Source organism: Nonomuraea sp. PA05 (assembly GCF_008086045.1).
GTDB classification, from domain to species: Bacteria; Actinomycetota; Actinomycetes; order Streptosporangiales; family Streptosporangiaceae; genus Nonomuraea; species Nonomuraea monospora.
In genome coordinates this window covers 1-19,716 of the sequence record NZ_VSEY01000034.1, presented here as the reverse complement: position 1 = coordinate 19,716, position 19,716 = coordinate 1, and the positions used below count along the sequence as shown (strand labels likewise).

The 19,716-nt window shown below is 72.2% G+C and carries 20 protein-coding genes and 1 pseudogene; 10 read left to right on the top strand and 11 right to left on the bottom strand.

What is annotated here, in order from left to right; translation table 11 throughout:
- Positions 1 to 36: 36 nt before the first annotated feature.
- From FXF51_RS41495 to FXF51_RS41485, 3 genes are read left to right on the top strand one after another with little or no spacing between them, the layout of a single operon-like run.
- Entirely contained in the window at positions 37 to 1,062 is a 1,026-nt protein-coding gene (locus FXF51_RS41495) for a LacI family DNA-binding transcriptional regulator (protein WP_148440263.1), read from the top strand.
- Positions 1,059 to 2,174, top strand: a complete 1,116-nt coding sequence (locus tag FXF51_RS41490) for a mandelate racemase/muconate lactonizing enzyme family protein (protein WP_148440262.1) — start codon at positions 1,059 to 1,061, stop codon at positions 2,172 to 2,174. The genes FXF51_RS41495 and FXF51_RS41490 overlap by 4 nt, the downstream gene beginning before the upstream one ends.
- A gap of 35 nt (positions 2,175 to 2,209) precedes the next feature.
- Complete coding sequence (locus tag FXF51_RS41485) at positions 2,210 to 3,496, top strand: MFS transporter (protein ID WP_187414864.1); 1,287 nt, start codon at positions 2,210 to 2,212, stop codon at positions 3,494 to 3,496.
- A gap of 233 nt (positions 3,497 to 3,729) precedes the next feature.
- On the opposite strand, the gene FXF51_RS41480 is transcribed toward FXF51_RS41485, so the two are convergent.
- From FXF51_RS41480 to FXF51_RS41465, 4 genes are all read right to left on the bottom strand, one after another.
- Positions 3,730 to 4,980 (bottom strand): MFS transporter, encoded by a 1,251-nt coding sequence (locus FXF51_RS41480; protein ID WP_148440260.1) that lies wholly within the window; start codon positions 4,978 to 4,980, stop codon positions 3,730 to 3,732.
- Between the two features lie 459 nt (positions 4,981 to 5,439).
- Positions 5,440 to 6,084 carry a Pr6Pr family membrane protein gene (locus FXF51_RS41475; RefSeq protein ID WP_262380184.1) on the bottom strand — a complete coding sequence of 215 codons (645 nt, stop codon included), beginning with the start codon at positions 6,082 to 6,084 and terminating at the stop codon, positions 5,440 to 5,442.
- Positions 6,085 to 6,231: 147 nt separating this feature from the next.
- Entirely contained in the window at positions 6,232 to 7,011 is a 780-nt protein-coding gene (locus FXF51_RS41470) for a glycoside hydrolase family 25 protein (RefSeq protein ID WP_187414863.1), read from the bottom strand.
- Positions 7,012 to 7,194: 183 nt separating this feature from the next.
- Positions 7,195 to 7,644, bottom strand: a complete 450-nt coding sequence (locus FXF51_RS41465) for a DUF4383 domain-containing protein (protein WP_148440257.1) — start codon at positions 7,642 to 7,644, stop codon at positions 7,195 to 7,197.
- 118 nt (positions 7,645 to 7,762) lie between these two features.
- On the opposite strand from FXF51_RS41465, the gene FXF51_RS41460 reads away from it, so the two are divergent.
- Positions 7,763 to 8,434, top strand: a complete 672-nt coding sequence (locus FXF51_RS41460) for a carboxymuconolactone decarboxylase family protein (RefSeq protein ID WP_262380164.1) — start codon at positions 7,763 to 7,765, stop codon at positions 8,432 to 8,434.
- 30 nt (positions 8,435 to 8,464) lie between these two features.
- Here the strand turns inward: FXF51_RS41460 and FXF51_RS41455 are convergent, their stop codons facing one another.
- Positions 8,465 to 9,820, bottom strand: coding sequence for an MFS transporter (locus FXF51_RS41455; RefSeq protein WP_222871693.1), 1,356 nt, complete (start codon positions 9,818 to 9,820; stop codon positions 8,465 to 8,467).
- An 80-nt stretch (positions 9,821 to 9,900) separates the two neighbouring features.
- Here FXF51_RS41455 and FXF51_RS41450 point away from each other — a divergent pair, with 80 nt between their 5' ends.
- The gene (locus FXF51_RS41450) at positions 9,901 to 10,806 is read left to right on the top strand and encodes a hypothetical protein (RefSeq protein WP_148440255.1); all 906 of its coding nucleotides are present in this window, start codon (positions 9,901 to 9,903) and stop codon (positions 10,804 to 10,806) included.
- Here FXF51_RS41450 and FXF51_RS41445 read toward each other — a convergent pair.
- A complete protein-coding gene (locus FXF51_RS41445; RefSeq protein ID WP_148440254.1) occupies positions 10,803 to 11,249 on the bottom strand; it encodes a VOC family protein in 447 nt (148 codons plus the stop codon). The two genes, FXF51_RS41450 and FXF51_RS41445, sit on opposite strands and share 4 nt — an antisense overlap.
- Positions 11,246 to 12,103, bottom strand: coding sequence for a sigma-70 family RNA polymerase sigma factor (locus FXF51_RS41440; protein ID WP_148440253.1), 858 nt, complete (start codon positions 12,101 to 12,103; stop codon positions 11,246 to 11,248). Before FXF51_RS41440 ends, FXF51_RS41445 begins: the two co-directional genes overlap by 4 nt.
- 104 nt (positions 12,104 to 12,207) lie before the next feature.
- Here FXF51_RS41440 and FXF51_RS41435 point away from each other — a divergent pair, with 104 nt between their 5' ends.
- Positions 12,208 to 12,621 carry a VOC family protein gene (locus FXF51_RS41435; protein WP_148440252.1) on the top strand — a complete coding sequence of 138 codons (414 nt, stop codon included), beginning with the start codon at positions 12,208 to 12,210 and terminating at the stop codon, positions 12,619 to 12,621.
- A 59-nt stretch (positions 12,622 to 12,680) separates the two neighbouring features.
- On the opposite strand, the gene FXF51_RS41430 is transcribed toward FXF51_RS41435, so the two are convergent.
- The gene (locus FXF51_RS41430; RefSeq protein ID WP_148440251.1) at positions 12,681 to 13,337 is read right to left on the bottom strand and encodes a helix-turn-helix domain-containing protein; all 657 of its coding nucleotides are present in this window, start codon (positions 13,335 to 13,337) and stop codon (positions 12,681 to 12,683) included.
- Positions 13,338 to 13,490: 153 nt separating this feature from the next.
- Here FXF51_RS41430 and FXF51_RS41425 point away from each other — a divergent pair, with 153 nt between their 5' ends.
- Complete coding sequence (locus FXF51_RS41425) at positions 13,491 to 14,333, top strand: universal stress protein (protein WP_148440250.1); 843 nt, start codon at positions 13,491 to 13,493, stop codon at positions 14,331 to 14,333.
- A gap of 59 nt (positions 14,334 to 14,392) precedes the next feature.
- Here FXF51_RS41425 and FXF51_RS41420 read toward each other — a convergent pair whose 3' ends face one another.
- A complete protein-coding gene (locus tag FXF51_RS41420; RefSeq protein WP_148440249.1) occupies positions 14,393 to 15,421 on the bottom strand; it encodes a hypothetical protein in 1,029 nt (342 codons plus the stop codon).
- Between the two features lie 167 nt (positions 15,422 to 15,588).
- Here FXF51_RS41420 and FXF51_RS41415 point away from each other — a divergent pair, with 167 nt between their 5' ends.
- Both FXF51_RS41415 and FXF51_RS41410 read left to right on the top strand, forming a co-directional pair.
- Positions 15,589 to 16,566 carry an LLM class flavin-dependent oxidoreductase gene (locus FXF51_RS41415; RefSeq protein WP_187414861.1) on the top strand — a complete coding sequence of 326 codons (978 nt, stop codon included), beginning with the start codon at positions 15,589 to 15,591 and terminating at the stop codon, positions 16,564 to 16,566.
- Between the two features lie 65 nt (positions 16,567 to 16,631).
- Positions 16,632 to 17,321 (top strand): DUF899 domain-containing protein, encoded by a 690-nt coding sequence (locus FXF51_RS41410; protein WP_148440247.1) that lies wholly within the window; start codon positions 16,632 to 16,634, stop codon positions 17,319 to 17,321.
- An 88-nt stretch (positions 17,322 to 17,409) separates the two neighbouring features.
- Here the strand turns inward: FXF51_RS41410 and FXF51_RS41405 are convergent, their stop codons facing one another.
- Together FXF51_RS41405 and FXF51_RS41400 are read right to left on the bottom strand one after the other, a co-directional pair.
- Positions 17,410 to 18,552: an aromatic ring-hydroxylating oxygenase subunit alpha gene (locus tag FXF51_RS41405; RefSeq protein WP_148440246.1), complete on the bottom strand. Its 1,143-nt coding sequence runs from the start codon at positions 18,550 to 18,552 to the stop codon at positions 17,410 to 17,412.
- A gap of 66 nt (positions 18,553 to 18,618) precedes the next feature.
- A complete protein-coding gene (locus FXF51_RS41400) occupies positions 18,619 to 19,260 on the bottom strand; it encodes a response regulator (protein ID WP_148440245.1) in 642 nt (213 codons plus the stop codon).
- 165 nt (positions 19,261 to 19,425) lie between these two features.
- Between FXF51_RS41400 and FXF51_RS41395 the strand changes: the two are divergent.
- Positions 19,426 to 19,716 (top strand): annotated as a pseudogene (locus FXF51_RS41395) (histidine kinase); the annotation flags it as partial.

Below are 19,716 nucleotides of genomic sequence, written 5' to 3'. Positions count from 1 at the left end.
CACGGTTATCGATAACAGCACGAAGAGTAGTCAGCCATGTCAGAAGCGCGAGCGACCATCTACACGGTTGCCCAGGCGGCTGGAGTCAGCGCCCAGACCGTTTCCCGCGTGCTCAACGGCACAGGTCAGGTCAGCGCCCGCACCAAGGCCGCCGTCCTCGCCGCGATCGAGGCGCAGGGCTACCGGCCGAACGCGGTCGGGCGCAGCCTGCGCGCGTCCCGCACCCCGATGATCGGCATGCTCGTCGCCGACGTCGGCAACCCGTTCTACGCCCGGCTGCACCGCGCGATCGAGCGCCGGCTGGCCGGCAGCGGCTACTCGCTGATGCTGATGAACTGCGACGACGACGCGCGGATCGAGCACCGCCAGCTTGAGCTGCTCCGCTCGTACCGGCCGGCCGGGCTGGTGATCGTGCCGTCGGTGGGCAGCTCGCTGACCGACGCGAGGCTTCAGGAGTTCGGCCACGTCGTGAGCGTGAGCCGGGTGCTCAGCGACGTGCACGTCCCGGCCGTCGTCACCGACGAGGCGGACGCCGTTGCCGCGGCGGCGTCCGAGCTCGTCGCGTACGGGCACGCCGGGATCGCCATCATCCTCGGCCCCCGCGAGGCGTCCACCACCCGAGCCCGTGAGCAGGGTTTCCGCGCGGCCGTGGACAGCCACCCCCAGGCCCGCGGGCTCGTGCGCCACACCGACGGCACGCGCCAGGGCGCGCAGGAGGCGGCCGATGCGCTGCTGCGCGCGCATCCCGAGGTCACCGGCGTGATCGGCTTCAACGCGCTGGTCACCGAGGGCATCGTCAGCGCCCTGCTGACGGCCGGGCGGCGCTGCCCTGACGACGTGTCGGTGATCGGGTTCACCGACGCCGGATGGATGACCCTGCACCGTCCGGCCATCTCGGTGATCGACCAGCCGGTGGAGGAGATGGGCGCCCTCGCCGGGCGCCTGCTGCTCGACATGGCCGCGGGCGAGACCGTCGATCCCGGCCCGCACGTCGTCCCGAGCACGCTGGTCAGGCGCGGATCGGTCGCACCGCCGTCCACGACGAAGGAACGCAGAGCATGAAGATCACAGCGGTCGACACGCACGTCGTCACCGAGAAGCTGAAGGTCCCGTTCGGCATGTCCCAGTGGTACTGGGAGGCGCGCAGCAGCTGCCTCGTCGAGATCACCACCGACGAGGGCGTCTCCGGATGGGGCGAGTGCTTCGGCCCCGCCGAGGGCAGCCGGGCGCTGATCGACTCGGTGTACGCGCCGCTCCTGCTCGGCGCCGACCCGTTCGAGCACGTCGCCCTGTGGGAGTCGATGTACAACCGCGGCCGCGAGTGGGGGCGCACCGGCGTGCCGATCGCCGCGATCTCCGGCATCGAGATCGCCCTGTGGGACGTCGTCGGCAAGGCGCTGGGCCAGCCGGTCCACCGGCTCCTCGGCGGGCGGGCGCCCGCCTCCTTCGACGCGTACGCGTCGGCGTTCTACTACGGCGGCGACTGGGCCGGCGACATCGAGGCGGAGGCGCGGCACCTCCTCGGCCAGGGATACCGGCACGTCAAGATGAAGGTCGGCGCCGACCTGCGCTCCGACCTCGAACGGGTGCACCGGGCGCGCGCCGCGCTGGGGCCGGACGTGCTGCTGGCCGCCGACGCCAACCGTGGCTACACCACCGCCGAGGCCCTCCTGTTCTGCCGGGAGACCGAAGCCGACGCGCTCTGGTTCTTCGAGGAGCCCGTCATCCCGGAAGACCTCGCCGGTTACCGCGAGATTCGAGCGGCCACCCCGGTGCCCATCGCCGGCGGGGAGTCGGCGTTCACCCGCTGGGGGTTCGCGGACCTGATCGAGTCGCGGGCCGTGGACCTGCTGCAGCCCGACGCCACCGCCTGCGGCGGCATCCGCGAGACGCTGCTGATCGCCGGGATGGCGAGCGTCCACGGCATTCTCACACTGCCGCACGTGTGGGGGTCGGCGATCACGGTGGCCGCCGGGCTGCACCTGGCCACCGCGCTGCCCGTCGTCACCCCCTCACTCGGCCGCACGCCGCCGGTCATCGAGCTCGACCAGGCGCCCAACTCCTTCCGCCAGACCCTCTCCGACCTCGCCATCGGGCCGGTGATGTCCGTACCCCAAGGACCCGGTCTCGGCATCGAGATCGACCGGACGGTCATCGAGGCCTACCGAGCCTGATCCTCCGACATATCGCCAGCGCCAAAGGAAACACCGTGCCACTCGATCCGCACCCCGCCGGCCCGCAGACCCTTCCCGCACCGGCACCGTCCCTGCCCCACAAGTGGCTGCGCATCGGCGGCCTCCTCCTGGTCGGCCTGTTCGTCGCCTACCTCGACCGCTCGAACCTGTCGGTCGGGATCAAGAACGTCGCCGCCGACCTCGGCTTCGACGGCGCCGAGTTCGCCGGCACGTCGAGTGTCGCACTGACGGCGTTCCTCGTCGGCTACCTGATCTCGAACTTCCTCGGCGGCTTCCTCACCGCCAAGATCGACGCCAAGTGGATCCTGGTCGCCACCGTCGCGGGCTACTCGCTGTGCACGTTCCTCATCGGGTTCGTGGACTCCGTCGCCGCCCTGGTCGCGCTCCGCGTCGGCGTCGGCGTGTTCGAGGGGATCTACTGGCCGCAGCAGTTCAGGATGGCCAAGGCGTGGTTCGACGAGCGTGAGATGACGCGGGCCAGCGCGATGATCCAGTACTACGGGCAGTACCTCGCGCTGGCGCTCGGGTTCTTCCTGCTCACCCCGATCGAGGCGGCGTTCGGCTGGCGTCCCATGTTCTGGGTGCTGGGAGGCGTCGGGCTCCTGGTCGTCCTGCCGCTGTACGCGCGGTTCCTGCCGGCCGCGCCCGCCGCCACCGCCACCGCCGCCGCCGCCCGTTCCGTTCCGGACGGCGGCGCGGCCCCGAAGCCGAAGCTCACCTTCGCCGCCTTCGGCGGCTGGCGGTTCGTGCTGCTCGTCTTCAGCTACTTCACCAACGGCATGCTGTTCTGGGGCATCACCCTGTTCATCCCGCTCATCGTGCCCACCTTCGGCTTCGCGACCAGCGTCAACGGCCTGCTGTCCGCGGCCCCGTACCTCGTGTCCCTGCTGCTCACCGTCCCGATGATGATCCTGGCCGACCGGACGGGACGGCGCGGACCCATCGCGGTCTCCGGGCTCGTCGTCGGCGGGATCCTGCTCGCCTGCGTCGCCATCACCGGCTCCGCCGTCCTGCAGTTCGCGCTGATCTGCCTCGGCCTGGGCTACTTCACCGCTGCCTACACGCCCAACATCTGGGCGATCGCGGTCACCGACCTGCCCGCCCACGCGGTGGGGCCCGCGACCGGGATCATCAACGGCTTCGGCGCCGGGGGAGGCGGCATTGTCGCGGGCGCCCTCGTCGGGGCGCTGCTGGCCGCCACCGGCACGTACGCGCTCGGCCTGTCCGTCCTCGGCCTCGTCGCCATCCTCGGCGGTCTGGCGCTGTTCCTCTACACCAGGATGCGACCGGCGCCGGCCTGAGCTCAGGCGGCTCCGACCTGGGCGGCGTGCCGCGTGGACGCCGCCCCGGACCGTGTTGTCGGTCCAGTCCCGCCCGACGCACACGGTGGCGCCCGATTCCGTCTCGCACTTGTACCGGACGTCCGCCGACGCGCGCGTGACGTTCAGGGCCGTCATGCGGCTTGGACGGGAGTGACATCAGGAGCGAGCGGCATGTCGCCGGTGTGCCGGGAGGCCTCAGCGTGGCAGTCGCGTCAGGCGGACGCGTACGGAGCCTCGTCCGCGGCCTCGCCGGTGAAGCCCCGCAGTTGCGGGCTGAGCGCGGCGACGACGGCGGTCAGCACGAGCAGCCCGCCCAGCACCACGACCGCCCCCGCCCCGCCCAGCGCCGCCGCCAGCGCCCCGCCGAGGACGGGCCCGAGCGGCTTGAGCGCCATCCCGCCCATGTTCAGCACCGCCCCCATCCGGCCGAGCATCTCCTCCGGCACCATCCGCGCGACCACCACGTTCATCACCACGTTCAGCGACGGCGTGGACAGGGTGATGAACACCAGCGGGACCATCGGCCACCACACCCCCCACGGCAGCGCCGTCGCCGCCAGCGCCGCGCCGAAGACGGCGACGACGGCCGTCAGCAGCCGGCCGGGCGGCAGCAGCCTGCCGATCCGGCCTGACAGCAGCGCCCCCGCCAGCCCGCCGACGCCGAGCGCGGCCAGCACCGTGCCGGTGACGCGGGAGTCGCCGCCGCGCTCGCCGACGAGCACGATCAGCGGGATCAGGAACGCCCCGCCCAGCAGGTTGAGCACCATCACCGCCGCGGTGGCCTCGCGCAGGCCGCGCTGCCGCCACAGCCAGACGACGGCCTCGCCCGCCTCCCCGAGCAGGCCGCGCCGCTCCTGCCGGGGCGAGGGCCGGTCCGCCGGGCGGCGCGGCACCCTGGCCAGCGCGTAGCAGACGGTGGCGGCCAGGAAGGTGACGGCGTCCACGACGAACGGCACTGCCCGCCCCAGCCCGTACAGCAGGCCGCCGAGCGGCGGGCCGAGCAGCCCGGCGGCGTGGGTGCGGGCCTCCTCCTGCGTGTAGGCGCTGTGCAACTGGCTTCGCGGGACGATCCCGCGGATCGCCGTGTCCAGGACGGGGCCGGTGAACGCGGCGCACAACCCGTCCAGCATCGCCAGCGCGACGAACTGCCACGCCTGCGCGTTCCCGGTCAGGACGAGCGCCGCCAGCAGCGCGGAGACGGCGGCCTGCAGACCCTGGGCGGTGACCAGCGTGCGGCGGCGGTCCCACCGGTCCACCCAGACGCCGGCCGGGAGCTGGATCAGCAGGAACGCGACGGTACGGGCGCCCGCGACGACGCCCGCCAGCCCCGGCGAGCCGGTCAGGGCCAGCACCAGCAGCGGCATGGCGAGCCTGGTCAGCTCGGAGCCGAGCTGCGAGACCGCGCTGCCGGCCCACAGCAGCTGGAACCGCGCGTTCTTGCGCAGTGGGACGGTGCCGGGCATGAAGGCTCTTCCTCGGGTACGACGGCGGGAACCCGGAGAAGCTACCACCATCCCGGCGCCGCTGACCTCACCCCAGGCCCGCCACCGGCAGCTCCCATACGCGCAGCGACCGCCTCGTGGCGACGTCCCACACGCGGGGGCGCCCGGCTCGACCCCGCCCGCCGTCGCGGATCAGCATGTCGCCGGGTTCGACGTCGCCGCGTGGGTCGCCCTCGTGACAGGCTCCGGTCGTCGAGGCTGCCGCTGGGCACGTACTCGGCGAAGACCGTCGGGACGACCACCTCGTAGCGGCCGTCGACCACCGGGCCGGGGCGCCGGGCGAGCGCCCCTTCACGTCCTCCGGCCATGCGCCAGCCCCTTGATCACGCGGCCTTGACCGCGGTCGTTGTGCGCACGCCGGGTGAACGCGACCCCGCGCTGAGGATGAACGCCGGCGGGAGGAACGCGGCCGGCATGAAGCTAACGCTGCGGTTGCGCCCGGTGGGCGCCTGCCCGGCCAGGCCCGCGCACTCCTCGGGCCGTGAGCCGGCGCAGGCCGAGCAGGGCGTAGCCCAGCACCACGAACGCGGCCAGCACGCCCGCGGCCGCCGCCGCGACCGTCGGCCGGCCGAGCCGCTCCACGTTCAGGAACGGGTAGACGTAGCGGCGGGGCAGGTTGGGGGCGGCGATCAGCACGAACGCGCCGTACAGCAGCGGATACCCCAGCCAGGCGAACGGCGCGGCCCAGCGCGCGGGGCGTGCCCGGTCGAAGGCGGCCCAGTCGGCGACCGCCATGACCGGCGTCACGTAGTGCAGCAGGAAGTTGCCCCAGCCGCGGGCGCCACCGCCGTCCAGGAGCACGAGCGGGTTCGCCAGGTCCCGGGAGACGTAGTTGACCAGGCAGGTGACCAGCAGGTACAGCGTCACCGCGCCCTTGACGGCGGTGGCGGCCGGTCTCTTGCGGCCCGCGACCAGCCGCCAGGAGTAGTACAGCGCGAGCATGACGTTGCTCTGCACCGTGAAGTACGCCCACGGACGGCCGATCGACGTCGTCAAACACACCAGGCCGGTCACGCAGGCGGCCACCAGGAGGATCCGCCACACCGTGATCCGGCCCGCGCGCATGTCCGTCACGAAGATCAGGCTAATGCCTGAAATGCCGGGCAGCGCCGCTCAGGCCGCTGCTGCTCGGGCGGTGCTGCTGGGGCGGTGCTGCTGGGGCGGTGCTGCTCGGGCGGTGCTGCTCGGGCGGTGCTGCTCAGGCGGTGCTGCTCAGGCGGTGCGCCTGCCGAGGTCGCGCAGCTGGTCCGGGCTGAGCGCGGAGACGTTCTGGTCGATCGGGGAGTCGGTGTACTGGTGGATCGTCCAGGACTTCCAGTCGGCGGGCGGGGTCACCATGCCCTTGTCCCTGCCGTAGTGCGCGACCCAGAGCGGGTAGCCGGACAGGCCCTTGCCGTAGGTGTCGGCGAAGTTCCAGCCGCTGTAGAACATCGGCGTGACGCCGGTCGCGGCCTTCACGTGCGACAGCCAGGCCTTGGCCCAGGCGTTGACCTGCTCGACGGACTGCCCGTCACTCGTCTCCAGGTCCAGCACCAGCAGGTCGCCGGCCTTGGCGGGCTGCGCGTTGACCACGGAGAGAAAGTGGTCGGCCTCGGCGATGGGGTCGTTGCCGGGGTGGCCGTAGTGGTAGGCGCCCCGGACGATGCCCTTGGCGCCGATCTCGCGCCAGTTCCTGGCGAACGAGGCGTCGCGGAACTCGGTGCCCTCGGTGGCCTTGACGATGCCGAACTGTGCAGGGCTGGCGTTCCAGTCGTAGAGCGGCTCGTAGTTGGAGATGTCCAGGCCGTAGGAGAGCGGCTGCTTCTCGTGCTGGATCTCGTGCGAGGCGACATGGTCCGTACGGGCGGCGTGTTCGGCGGCGCCGGCGGCCAGGGCCGTGCCGGTCACGCCCGCCAGGGCGGTGGCGCCAGCCAGGATCGCGCCGCCGACGGCCAAGCCGAAGCGTTCGGAGAGCTGGTTCTTGAGGGTGGTGGCAAGCCGGGGCTTGGGCATGAGGTGATGACTCCGGATTTCGGAACGACAGAAAGGCGTCATAACGCGCACTGTTGTCTATCGAAGGTACATATCAGCCCAAAAGCGGTGCAAATACGGCAAAGGGAATCCCTTAAGTGAGGGATTCCCTTTCCCGCCCCAGCCGGGGATTCGCAGCCGGGTAAATCTTTCCGGAAAGTGACGTCAGTGACCGCTGGTGGTGACGGGGCGACGCCCCAGGACCAGGCCGAGAGCGAGCATGACGGCGGCCAGCCCCAGGTGCAGCCAGTTGTCGGCCGCGTTGAGCGGGACGAAGTTGGCCGGGCTGTCGTGGCCGACGAGCATGCCGTAGATCCACAGCAGCAGGTAGATCGCCCCGCCGGCGATCAGGAAGTTGCGCGCGCCGCTCCAGCTCCGGGCCAGTAGCACGCCCGCCACGCCGAACAGCAGGTGGACGATGTTGTGCAGGATCGAGACCTGGAAGACGCCGAGCAGGTGCGCGCCGGACCCATGACCCGCGAACCGCAGGTCGCCGTAGTCGGTGGTGATGCCCGGGATGAAACCGAGCACGCCGGCCACCAGGAACACCACCCCGATGACAAGGGCCGCGAGCTGCACGGGGGAGCGGGTGGTGCGGGAACGCGGGGTGTCCATCTGAGGACCTCCCTCTTTGGGGGAACCCGCCCCCTACCCCCGCAGAGCCCCCTTGTATGCGAACAACCGTTGCCTTACAGTCGTAGCCCTACAGATGTTCACTCAATGGAGGAACCCCATGGAATGCCTGGACGCGGTGTTCGACGAGATGGCCGCAGCTACCGACCGCCTGCTCCAGAACGAGATCCCGGAGCTCAGCGCGCGCGAGAAGGCCCTGCTCTGCCTCACCGCCGACGTCTGCCAGCAGACCCTCGGCCTGCCCTTCGCCCAGCACGTCCGGATGGCGGCGGACAGCGGCGTGTCCGCCGACGACCTGCGCGAGCTGCTCCGCTTCGTCGCCTACGACAGCGGCTACCCGGCCGCGCTGTCGGCGCTCGCCCGGCTGGCCGAGCTGGAGCGGGAGCACGGCCTGCCCGGCCCCACCGGCCGGGAGCACGAGGTGAACGCCGGCGGCACGGGCAGCCCGCTGCCCGCCGCGATGCGGCAGGCCGTGGCCGCCCTCGACGAGCCCTTCAGCCGGTACATGGACCTGCAGTCGCGCATGCGGGGCGGGATGCGGCTGTTGTCGGTACGGGAGCGCGCGTTCATCACGATGACCGTGGACGTGCTCTATCAGACCTTGGCGGAGAGCTTCCGCGCCCACCTGACGCGGGCACTCGGCGCCGGGGCGACGCCGGAGGAGGCCCGTGCGGTCGTGCGGTTCTCGGCGCGGTTCGGCATGACCAAGGCGTGGCGGGCCATGCACGTGCTCGACACCCTGCTCGCCGAACTCACCGCCACGCCCGCCTGAGGCCCCTCTCGCGTCGGACGGCGGGCGGGGTCAGGCGTCGGCCTGCCGGGTGAGCAGCGTGAGCAGGCCCGCGCAGGCGTACGCGACCGCCGCCACCCAGGCGGCGTGGTGCAGCCCCGAGACGAAGGCGGCGGGCCGGGCCGGGTCGCCGCCGACGGCGCCCAGCGCGGCCACGCCGACCGCGCCGCCCGCCTGCCGGGCCGTGTTGTTCAGCGCGCTGGTCAGCCCCTCACGGCCGGGCGGCGCCGCCCCCATCGCCAGGGCCACCACGCTGGGGGTGAGCAGCGCCGCGCCGACGCCGATGACCAGCATGGCCGGGAACAGCGGCCCGTACCCGGATCCGGGACGCAGCAGCAGCAACAGCAGGAAGCCCGCGACGAGCAGGCCCAGCCCCGCCAGCATGACGGGCTTGGGCCCGTGCCGGCCGGTCAGCCGCCCGGCGTAGGCGGGCAGCAGCACCAGCGGCAGGAACAGCGGCAGCAGCGACATGCCCGCCTCGACGGGGCTGCGGTGCTGGACGGCCTGGAGGTAGAGGGTGAGCAGCAGCATGACGCCGTTGATGCCGAAGTTCATGGTCCCCGCCACGACCGTGCTGACCGCGATGGGCGGGTGGCGCAGCAGCGCGAGCGGCACCATGGGATGCGCCTGGCGACGCTCGGCGACGACGAAGCACACCCCGGCGGCCAGCGCGAGCGCCCCGGCGGCGAGCACCGGCGGGGCGGTGGGGCCGTAGCGGCCGGCCTCGATGACGGCGAACGTGACCAGCCCCAGCGTGGCCGTGCCGAGCAGCACACCCAGCACGTCGAACGGCCGCCGCTCAGGCGCGCTCTCCCGTACGGTGACCAGGACCGCCACGATGACGACGGCGATGACCGGCACGTTGATCCAGAACACCCACCGCCAGCCCAGCGCCTGCACGAGAAGCCCGCCGAGCACGGGCCCGGCGGGCAGCGCGAGGCTGCCGATGGCGGCCCAGGCGCCGATGGCGCGGGCGCGCCGCTCGCGCTCGGGGTAGAGGGTGGTGATCACGGCGAGGGTGCCGGGCAGGAGCAGCGCCGCGCCCACACCCTGCACCACGCGGGCCGCCACCAGCGCCCCGATGCCCGGCGCGAGCGCGCACGCCGCCGAGGCCACGCCGAACAGGACGAAGCCCGCCGTGACGACGCGCCGGTGCCCGTACCTGTCGCCGAGCGTGCCGCCGGCCAGCAGCAGGCCGGCGAGCGTGAGCTGGTAGCCGTCGATCACCCACTGCAGGTCGGCGACGTGGGCGGCGCCCGTGCCGCGCCCGATGGACGGCAGCGCCACGTTCACGATCGTCACGTCCAGCAGCACGAAGAACATGCCCGCGCACATCACCACGAAGGGCATGGTTCGTCGTTGATCCATGAGCCATCCCGTTTCCGCACCTGAAGGCAGGAAACGCGTTGAGGTCGCGCGGCTCCGGCCCGGACGGCTAGGGTGCCGCAGTGATCAAGGTGAGGGCCTTACGCGCCGCGCTCGCTCTCGTCCTCGTCGCGGCAGCCGCTCCGGGCAGCGCGCTCCTGCTCGAAAGCCGCTACGTGTCGTGCACGCACCTGCTCGGCGGCGGCCTGTCGGTCACCTGCGACGACCCGGCGACGGAGGCCAGGCGGCGTGAGCACCTGCTGGGCATCGGGGAGGTGAGCGGGCCGGGCTGCGACGGCATGGTGGCGGCCGGACCCGCGCCCTCGGACGTGCCCGTCACGGCCTGGGTGGGCATGGACCCGCCGCCCGCCCCTCCGCCACGGGCCACCGACCCGGCCGTGACCGCGCGGGTGAACGCCGCCTGGGACGGGATCGAACGCTGGCTGGGCGCCCACGCCTCCGCGACGCTGCGCGGGCTCGCCCGGCCCGCCGACCCCGGCGCCGTCGCGACGTGGGAGGGCTACGTCCGGGCGAAGATCCCCGACGCGCTGTACGCGTCGCTGATGCGGCACGACGGCGCGGACGGTTTCCAGCTCCCTCTCGGCCTGGTCCTGGCCACGGTGTCGAACTATTCCAGCATGCACAGCAACAACTGCTTCCTCCTGATCATGGGCGGCAGGCCGGGGGACGCCGATCCCGGGAGCGGGCTGTGGCACGGGAGTCTGATGCCGTTCGCGTCCTCCGGCGGGGGCGAGGAGCTGTTCATCGAGCCGAGGACCGGACGGGTGGGCCAGAAGCGGGGCGGCGAGCCGGTCAGGTACGACGGCCCGATGGGCTGGCCGTCGTACCTGGACCTGCTGGAGGGGGTGGCGAACGCGCTGGAGTCCGGCAGGCCGCTGCGCGAGTGGTATCCCACCGTCACCGCGGGCTGCGAGCTGCGCTGGTCGGACGAGCCCGCCCCGGCGCCACCCGCGGGCTGCGGGGGCTAGCGGCCTCGAACCGCCGACGAGGCACCGCGTGGGCCGGTGAAGCGCACGACGTTGCCGGACGGGTCGAGGAAGGCGCAGTCGCGCACGCCGCCCGCCCGGCTGATCGGCTCCTGCAGCACCTCCGCGCCCGCCGCCTCCACCCGCTGGAACGTGGCGTCGCAGTCGTCCGTCGTGAAGGCGAGGCGGCCCATCAGCCCCTTGCCCATCAGGCTCTCGATCGCCCGCCGGTCGGCCGGCGTGAGATCCGGGTCCGCGGCGGGCGAGGTGAGGAAGATCCGCACGTCCGGCTGGCCGGGAGGGGAGACGCTCGTCAGGGGCGGCCCCTCCGGCTCGGAGTCCTGGCTCACCTGGAAGCCGAGCACGTTACGGTAGAAACCGAGCGCCTCGTCGAGGTCGTGGACGGGCAGGGTGTACGACGAGAGCTTGAACTGCGTACCGGTCAAGGCCGTTCCTTGGTGGTGGCGAGATAGACGATGTCGAGGTCGCGGAGGCGGTCGGGGTCGGTGTCGATGGCGATGCGGGTGATCCGCCCGCCGCTGACGGTGAACGAGAAGACGGCCCTGGCCCGGCCGCGATGCAGCCACACGGCCGCGGGAACGCCGTCCACGAGGGCGAGCCTGGCGGCCTTGGCGCCGCCGGAGAAGAAGGTCGCCACCGCTTGGCCGCCGCGCATCTCGCCCACCACGACGTCCGGGGCGAGCACTTCGAGCAGCGCGGCGAAGTCCCCGTCGCGCGCGGCGGACAGGAAGGCCTCCACGATGTCGCGCTTGGCGGAACGCGCCGCGCCGGAGGCTCCCGCCGCTCCCTGCACGCGGCGTCTGGCCCGGCTGGCGAGCTGCCTGGCCGCGGTGGGGGAGCGGTCGATGATCGTGCCGATCTCCGCGAACGACACGGCGAAGACGTCGTGCAGGACGAACGCGAGCCGTTCCGCCGGAGTCAGCGTGTCCAGCACCACCATCAGCGCGACCCCCACCGAGTCGGCCAGCAGCGCCTCGTCCTCCGGGCCCGCGCGCCGGGCGTCCTGCGGGAGGTCCGGCTCGGGCGGCAGCGCCCCGGCCGCGTCTTCACGCCGGTTGCGGCGCGCCTCCAGCATGTTCAGGCAGACGCGGGCGACGACCGTCGTCAGCCACCCGGCCGGGTTCTCCACCTGGCCGGTGTCGGCGCGGCTGACCCGCAGCCACGCCTCCTGCACCGCGTCCTCGGCCTCGCCGGGTGAGCCGAGCATCCGGTACGCCACCGCGCGCAAGCGGTCCTGATGCTCGGCGAACCGCTGGCTCACCCAATCGTGCTCGACCATCTGTCACGTTCCTCCGTTTCGCCGGTCATACAGATTGACCGGCGAAATCGCATCGATGTGACCTCCGGGCCGGGCTCGGAAGATCATATACAAGGAGACGGAACGTGAAAGCGCATGTCAGCTCGATCCTGCTGGGCGTCCGGGACATGGACAGGGCCAAGCGGTTCTACACGGAGGGACTCGGCTGGAAGGTCAGGAACGACTGGGGCATCTCGGTGTTCTTCGAGTCGGACGGGGCCTCGCCCGTCGGCTTCTACCGGCGTGACGGGCTGGCCGGGCAGGTGGGCACGAGTGCGGAGGGCAGCGGGTTCAGCGGGCTCGTCCTGACGTACGTCGTGCGCAGCCAGGCGCGGGTGGACGAGGTCATGGCGGAGGCCGAGAAGGCGGGCGCCACGGTGCTCAAGCCGGCCGGGGCCCTGCCGTGGGGCGGGTACGGCGGCACGTTCGCCGACCCGGACGGCTACATCTGGAGCCTCGGGTACAGCGACCAGGGCGCCGACCAGCCGTACGCGGAGTAAGGCAGGCGAACCCCCGGCGCCGGCGCGGAAACGCCCCGGCGCCGGGCCCGAGCGGCCGTTCAGAGGCCGTGGATGCGCCGCCCCGTGACCTGCTGCGGGATGACCCGCACGTACAGGTGGCGCTCGCCGCCCGCCCACGGCGTGACCCCGGCGTCCGACACCTTGGCCACCTCCTCGTCCGGCACGTGGTGCGCGGCCCCCCGGATGAGGACGCTCCACCCCGCCCGCCGCACCTCGTCGATCCGATCCACCTGGAAGGCGATCCCGATGTCCACCCCTTCCAGGCCGCTGCGCAGATCCTCGTCCATGGCGCCGCCGCGGGCGGTGCGGAAGACGACGTCGCCATCGTGCAGGCGGTAGTTGACGGGCAGCACCGTCGGCCCGTGCGAGCCGCTGAACGCCACCCGCCCGATCCCGCCGGATCCGACCAGCCGCAGGCACTCCTCGGTCTCCAGCACCTCCAGGACCGGCTCGTCCGCCGCCGTCCCCTGCCCCGGCGGGCGGTCGTGGCCGCCGCCCAGCAGGTTCTGCGGCGTGGTCTCCAGCGCGGTGGCCAGCCGGGTCACCGTCCCGCTGTCGGGCGTGCCCAGGTGCGTCTCCAAGTGCTGAACGTATCCGGCCGACATGCCCGCACGATCGGCGACCTGTTCGAGGGTGAGACCGAGCCGTTCGCGGTGATGATGAATGCGACGTCCGAAATCGCCATTGCCCGTCATGGTGCCGCCCTTCCGCCGAAGCTCACAAAGGCGACACTACGCACGCGGCTCGGCGGTGGGCAGGGTCGTTGGACCTTCACGCCGGCGACCTCCGGCCCTGTCCAGGATGGGTACGGACATGATGCGATGAGAAACGACCAAGGAGGAGAAATCGTGATCATCGTGGGAGTGGACGGCTCCGTCGCGTCGCGAGCAGCCCTCGAATGGGCCGCGGGCGACGCCGTCCGCAGGGGCCTGCCGCTGCGGATCGTGCACGTCGTGGACACCTCGTGGTACCAGGTCGGCAAGCGCCCCGACGCCGTCCTGCCCGACACGGTCCTGGACGCGGGACGGCAGGTGCTGCGGGACTTCGAGGCCCTCGCCCGCGAGCGTCAGCCCGGCGCCGAGGTCAGCACCGAGCTGGTGCGGGGACAGCCCACCGAGGCGCTGCGCGCGCAGACCGAGAGCGCCGCCGAGCTGGTGGTCGGCAGCCGGGGGCTCGGCGGGTTCGCCGGCGCGCTGCTCGGCTCGGTCAGCATGCACCTGGCCGGGCACGTTCACTGCACCGTCGTGGTGGTGCACGGCGAGCACCTGCCCGCCGCGGGGGAGGTCGTGGTGGGGGTGGACGACTCGCCGGAGTGTGAGGCCGCCCTGGCCTACGCCTACGAGCAGGCCGAGCTGCGCGGCGCGACGCTCAGGGCCCTGCACGCCTGGCAGCTCCCCGTGCACGCCTACGCCCCCGAGGTCCCGTACGACCTCGACGAGGTGCGCGCCACCAGGATCCAGCTCGTCCGCGACCGGCTGAAGGACGCCGGCCGCGACCACCCGCGGATCAGCGTGATCGAGGACGTCCAGTGCGCGCACCCGGTGGACGCGCTCACCACGGCGGCCGAGCACGCCGACCTGCTGGTGGTGGGCTCGCACGGGCGCGGCGCCGTCGAATCGGCGCTGCTCGGCTCGGTCAGCCGGAACGTCCTGCACCACGCTCGCTGCCCGGTGGCCGTGGTCCGCACCTGAGAGCCCGCTCCCGAACGCCCTCAGCGGAAGCCGCGGACGTCAGTGAAGCCGCGGACGCCTCAGTGGAAGTCGGTGAGGCGGAACACCGCCAGCATGTCCGCCGCCCGCGACGAGCCCGTCGAGAAGGAGGCCTCCGCGCCCACCCAGCCGCGGAAGTTCCCGCCGTCGTCGATCACCTGCATGAGCGGCTTGACGTGGGAGTTGCCCGTGTAGCAGAACTCGCGGCGCTCCATCGCCAGGCAGGTGCACCAGTGCCACAGCGTGTCACGGCGGTCGGAGTCGGAGATCTTCGTCAGGTAGTACTGGATGGAGCTGACGTTGCTCTTCGTCCCGCCGCCGTAGCGGGGGCAGCCGCCGGACTTCTGGCAGGCGCCGCGCGAGGACGGCTGCAGGTACGTCAGGCACGACGTCGTCGTGGCGCACGAGCGGAAGGCGGACTGGCTGAACGGCTGGTCGTCCGAGGTGACCAGCCTGCCGCCGGCCCAGCTCGTGAGGTCCTGCCTGAGCGCGCCGCGGAACGCCTTCACCGAGCTCATCGCGCGCCGGGTGCCGATCGCGGCGTTGCTGCCGTAGCCGTAGCCGTGCGTGGCCAGGGTGCTGCGCCTGAGGTCGAGGCGGGCCAGCTTGCCGTCGGGGGAGCGGCGCACGTACCACTGCTCCGTCCACGCCTGGGCGATCTTCCACCGGATGGTGAGCACGTCGCCCGCCACCGTGTACGTCCCGCTCCGGCTCTCGTCGGGGGCGCCGGTGAAGCCGCCCGCGGTGAGCACCCGGCAGGTGCGGGCGCGCGAGGCGGATCCGCCCGCCTTGGTGCTGCAGCCCCCGTCGGGGACCATGCCGGTGCGCTGCCTGGCCTCGGGGCGGCGCTGCCACCACAGGTACATGGAGGCGCTGACGGTGCCGTTCGCGGCGAAGCGGTAGCTGCCCAGGCGGACCCAGTTCTGGCGGGAGGCGGCCTTCAGGTGACCCTGCGAGACGACGAACGTGGTCTTGCCGCCGGGGAGCGCGGCGATGGACGCGGCCGCCGGTCGGACGGGCAGGAGGGCGAGGGCGAGGAGGAAGGAGAGGATCGCCGCGGCGGTTCGCATGTATCAGGCTCCGGAGGGCTTGCGGGCTTGATCTGTCATCAACGGGTCACCGTACGCGATCTCCGCCGGGCATGTCCCGGAAACGGGCCGAGGCGCGTGCGGGCCCGCGGCCGTGGCGGACGCTCGCGCGGCCGCCGGTGGACGATCGGCAGGTAGAGTCCAGAATTGTGGAGGTCTACCTGCTGATCCTCGGGGATCACCTGCCGGATCCACGTACCGGACGAGCAGCTTCCGAGCCAGACCGCATCCGCGCCATCGTCGAGCAGGCCGTAGCGGCCGAACAAGCCGGCTTCACCGGCGTGGCCGTCGGCGAGCACCACTTCACCCGCTACATCATCTCCGCCCCTGAGCTGCTGCTCGCCACCATCGCGGCCCGCACCACCACGCTGCGCCTGTCCACCGGCGTCACCCTGCTGGCCCACCACGACCCGGTCCGCGTCGCCGAGGAGCTCGCCACCCTCGACGTGCTGTCCGGCGGCCGGGCGGAGCTGATCGTGGCGCGCGGGGTGTCCAAGGAGACCGACGTCGCCTTCGGCATCACCCCCTCCGACCTGCGGCCGCGCCTGCACGAGTACCTGCGCCTGCTGCTGAAGCTGCTGCAGGAGGAGGACGTCACCTGGCGCGGCACGTTCCGCAGCCCGCTGGAGAACGTGACGACGACGCCGCGCCCCGTCCAGCGGCCCCACCCGACGTTATGGGTGGGCAGCGGCTCGGCGGCGTCCGCCGACTTCGCCGCCGAGCTGGGCCTGCCGCTCATGCTGCCCAGCACCCTGCGCGACCCCGGCGTCTACCTGGACGTCGTCGCGGGCTACCGCCGCTACGGCCCAGGCCGGGTCGCGCTGCCCAGCCACGTGTTCGTCGCCGAGCGGGGCGCGCGGGAGCGGTGGCGGCCCTACCTGGAGGCGTACGCGTCGTTCGCCAGCCCCTGGCGCGGCGACGGGCGGGTGATCGACATCGACGCGCTGATGGAGGGCGCGGCGATCTGCGGCGACCCCAGCGAGGTCGCCGACCGGCTGAACGCGCAGCGGAAACTGCTGGGGCTGGACGCGCACCTGGTGCTGATCGACATCGGCGGCCTGCCCCGCGACGAGGTGCTCGCCGCGATCCGGCTGTTCGGCGAGAAGGTCATGCCCCAGCTCCGATGAGTTTCGCGGCCGGGCGGTGTCTACCCCTGTGCACCGTACGACCCGGACGACCTCAGTGAGGGATCATGACCACGAACGCACTCCCACCCGTCGCCGACGCCGAGACCTGGCAGCGCGAGCTCGACGCCCTGCGCGTCAGGGAGAAGGCCGCCACCCGCGAGCTGGACGCCATCGCCGCCCAGCGCCGCCGCCTGCCCATGGTACGGATGCCGGACTACGTCCTGGAGGGCGAGAACGGCCCCGTCCGGCTGGCCGACGTCTTCGAGGGCAGGAGACAGCTGATCGTCTACAACCACATGTGGTTCGAGGGCAAGGAATGGCAGTGCCCCGGCTGCACCGGCTACACCTCGCAGTTCACCCGGCTGGAGTTCCTGGACGACTACGACGCCCGGTTCGTCGTCGTCACCCAGGGCCCCATCGACGAGGCGCTCGCCTACAAGCGGCGCGTCGGTAACAGGATGACCTGGTACTCCACGGCGAACAGCCCGTTCGGCGCCGACGTCGGCGCGCCGCCCGCCGGCGGCTTCGCCGTCAACGTGTTCCTGCGCGACGGCGACACCGTGTATCGCACCTGGCACACCACCGGCCGGGGCACCGAGCAGCTCAGCCACACGTTCCCGCTGATCGACGTGCTGCCGTACGGGCGGCAGGAGGAGTGGCAGGACTCACCGGACGGCTGGCCGAAGTCGCCCACCTACACCCGGTGGGCCTCCTCCAAGGACATCGCCGCTCAATACGGCGAGGACCCCGCCTGACCGCCGGGCCGTCACGGCGGGCCTTCTCCCCGATCCGGGCCGCGATCGCGGAGTTCATCCGCGAGGTCGTGCGGAGGATCGGGGAGGCTCACTCCGGCCGCAGCTCCCGCCGGTAGGCGTCCAGGACGAGGCCGTGGAAGTGGTGCACCGCGTGCTCCGACAGCCCGGACCCGCCCGGGTCGAAGACGATCTTCCCCTGGGTGAACGCCGGTGTGCGCATCCCGCGCTGGACGCTCTCCACCAGCGCGATGTCCTCCACCTGGAGGACCTCGTCGATGTAGCGGATGCTGTCCAGCTCCGCCTCGTCAGGCTCGGCGGTCTCCAGGTAGAAGTCCCACGTCTCGCGGGTGCGCTCCGGCCCGTCGGGGACGATCTGCAGCACCATGAAGTTGCCCCGGCCCGGGTAGCGCAGCAGGCAGGTGTTCGGCCACAGCCACCACACGGCGTGCTCGGTCACCGTCGCCCCCGACACGTCGTAGGCGGTGTTCGCGGCCCGGCCCGCCTGCGCCATGTGGCTGGAGTGGATCCCGTACGTGGTGACCCGGTAGGTGCTCATGTCCACCAGGGACACGAAGTCCTTGTGCGCCACGTGGCAGTGGTAGCACTCCAGGAAGTTGTCGACGACGTTCTTCCAGTTGGAGGCGATGTCGTAGGTGAACCGGCGGGCGAGGGTCAGCTTGGCGACGTCCGGCGCCCGCGCCGCGATCTCCGCCTCCAGATCCCCCGCCTGCTCCCGCAGCGGCGCCGCCCCCGGGTCGAGGTTGACGTACACCATGCCGCCGAACTCGGCGACCTGGATCCGGTCCAGGCACACGGCCGAGGCGTCGAAGCCCGGCATGCCGCCGGTGTTGCGCGCCCGCCGCAGCCGGCCCGTCAGGTCGAAGTTCCACGCGTGGTACGGGCACACGATGCTGCGCCGCACCCCCGAGCCGGACAGCAGCTCGTGCGCCCGGTGCTTGCACACGTTGTAGAAGGCCCGCAGCGTGCCGGACTCGTCCCTGACGGCCACGACCGGCATCCCGGCCACCGTGCCCGTCACGTAGCCGCCCGGCTCCCTGACCTGCTCCACGTGGCACAGCCACTGCCAGGTACGGGCGAAGATCGCCCGCTGGTCCACGCCGAACCATCGCGGATCGGTGTAGGCGTCGGCGTGCAGGGACATCGACAGCGCGGGATCGGGGTCGTATCCGGAGGAGACGCGGGCGAGGGCGGCGGCGGGGTCGAAGGTCACCGTACCTCCAGGGCGTGCCAGGGGAGGGCATCGAGTTGTAGATCGAGACTAGCTCCCCGCCCCGCGTCACTGCCTGCGGTCGGCGCGCAGCCGGGCCGCCAGGGCCGCCGCCTGGGTACGGCGCTGCATGTCCAGCTTGGACAGCAGGTTGGAGACGTAGTTCTTGACCGTCTTCTCGGCCAGGAACATGCGCTCGCCGATCTGCCGGTTCGTCAGCCCCTCGCCGATGAGGTCGAGGATCTGCCGCTCCTGGTCGGTGAGCGCGGCGAGGGGGTCCTTCCTGGCGGCCTGGTCGCGCAGCCGCTGCAGCATGGCGGCGGTGGTCTGGGGGTCGAGCAGCGACTGGCCGGAGGCGACCGTGCGGACCGCGCCGACCAGGTCGGAGCCGTGGATCTGCTTGAGCACGTAACCGGCGGCGCCGGCCATGACCGCGTCGAACAGGGCGTCGTCGTCGGCGAACGAGGTCAGCATCAGGCACGCCAGCCCCGGCACGCGCGAGCGCACCTCGCGGCAGACGTCCACGCCGTTGCCGTCGGGCAGTCGCACGTCCAGCACCGCCACGTCGGGCATCAGCGCCGGGATGCGCGCGATCGCGGACTCCGCCGTGCCCGCCTCGCCGATCACCTCGAGATCGTCCTCGGAGTCCAGCAGCGCCGCGACGCCACGGCGGACGACCTCGTGGTCGTCGAGGAGGAACACACGAATCATGTCTGTGACGCTACCGAAGCGGTGAACAGGCCGAAAGGACCAAAGTCCCCCAGGCCGGTGGGCGAAGGTCCCGCGGCGCCGGGTCGTACGGCGCATGATCGCGGCTAGGCAAGCCGCTGGACCGATGCGAGACTGTTCGGCGTGGAGCCTGGGCAGAGCCCCCTGATGCCGCAGATGCGGCTCGACGAGCTGCTGGCGGAACTACAGGTCCGGCTGAACGCCGTGCTGTCCACCCGGGACCGGGTGCACGCGCTGCTGGAGGCGGTCGTGTCGGTCGGCAGTGACCTCGACCTGCCGACGGTGCTGCGGCGCATCGTGGAGACCGCGACCACGCTGGTGGACGCCAGTTACGGCGCGCTGGGCGTGGTCGGGCAGGAGAGCACGCTGCTGCAGTTCATCCCCGTCGGCCTCTCCGAGGAGGAGATCGCCAGGATCGAGCACTGGCCGCACGGGCTG

Bases quoted from the DNA above. Each gene is read 5' to 3' on its own strand.
- FXF51_RS41455 (WP_222871693.1), bottom strand. From the start codon at position 9,820: ATGGATCAACGACGAACCATGCCCTTCGTGGTGATGTGCGCGGGCATG.
- FXF51_RS41400 (WP_148440245.1), bottom strand. From the start codon at position 19,260: ATGATTCGTGTGTTCCTCCTCGACGACCACGAGGTCGTCCGCCGTGGC.
- FXF51_RS41470 (WP_187414863.1), bottom strand. From the start codon at position 7,011: ATGCCCAAGCCCCGGCTTGCCACCACCCTCAAGAACCAGCTCTCCGAA.
- FXF51_RS41475 (WP_262380184.1), bottom strand. From the start codon at position 6,084: ATGCGCGCGGGCCGGATCACGGTGTGGCGGATCCTCCTGGTGGCCGCC.
- FXF51_RS41460 (WP_262380164.1), top strand. From the start codon at position 7,763: ATGGAATGCCTGGACGCGGTGTTCGACGAGATGGCCGCAGCTACCGAC.
- FXF51_RS41420 (WP_148440249.1), bottom strand. From the start codon at position 15,421: ATGCGAACCGCCGCGGCGATCCTCTCCTTCCTCCTCGCCCTCGCCCTC.
- FXF51_RS41490 (WP_148440262.1), top strand. From the start codon at position 1,059: ATGAAGATCACAGCGGTCGACACGCACGTCGTCACCGAGAAGCTGAAG.
- FXF51_RS41480 (WP_148440260.1), bottom strand. From the start codon at position 4,980: ATGCCCGGCACCGTCCCACTGCGCAAGAACGCGCGGTTCCAGCTGCTG.
- FXF51_RS41465 (WP_148440257.1), bottom strand. From the start codon at position 7,644: ATGGACACCCCGCGTTCCCGCACCACCCGCTCCCCCGTGCAGCTCGCG.
- FXF51_RS41410 (WP_148440247.1), top strand. From the start codon at position 16,632: ATGACCACGAACGCACTCCCACCCGTCGCCGACGCCGAGACCTGGCAG.
- FXF51_RS41495 (WP_148440263.1), top strand. From the start codon at position 37: ATGTCAGAAGCGCGAGCGACCATCTACACGGTTGCCCAGGCGGCTGGA.
- FXF51_RS41440 (WP_148440253.1), bottom strand. From the start codon at position 12,103: ATGGTCGAGCACGATTGGGTGAGCCAGCGGTTCGCCGAGCATCAGGAC.
- FXF51_RS41430 (WP_148440251.1), bottom strand. From the start codon at position 13,337: ATGACGGGCAATGGCGATTTCGGACGTCGCATTCATCATCACCGCGAA.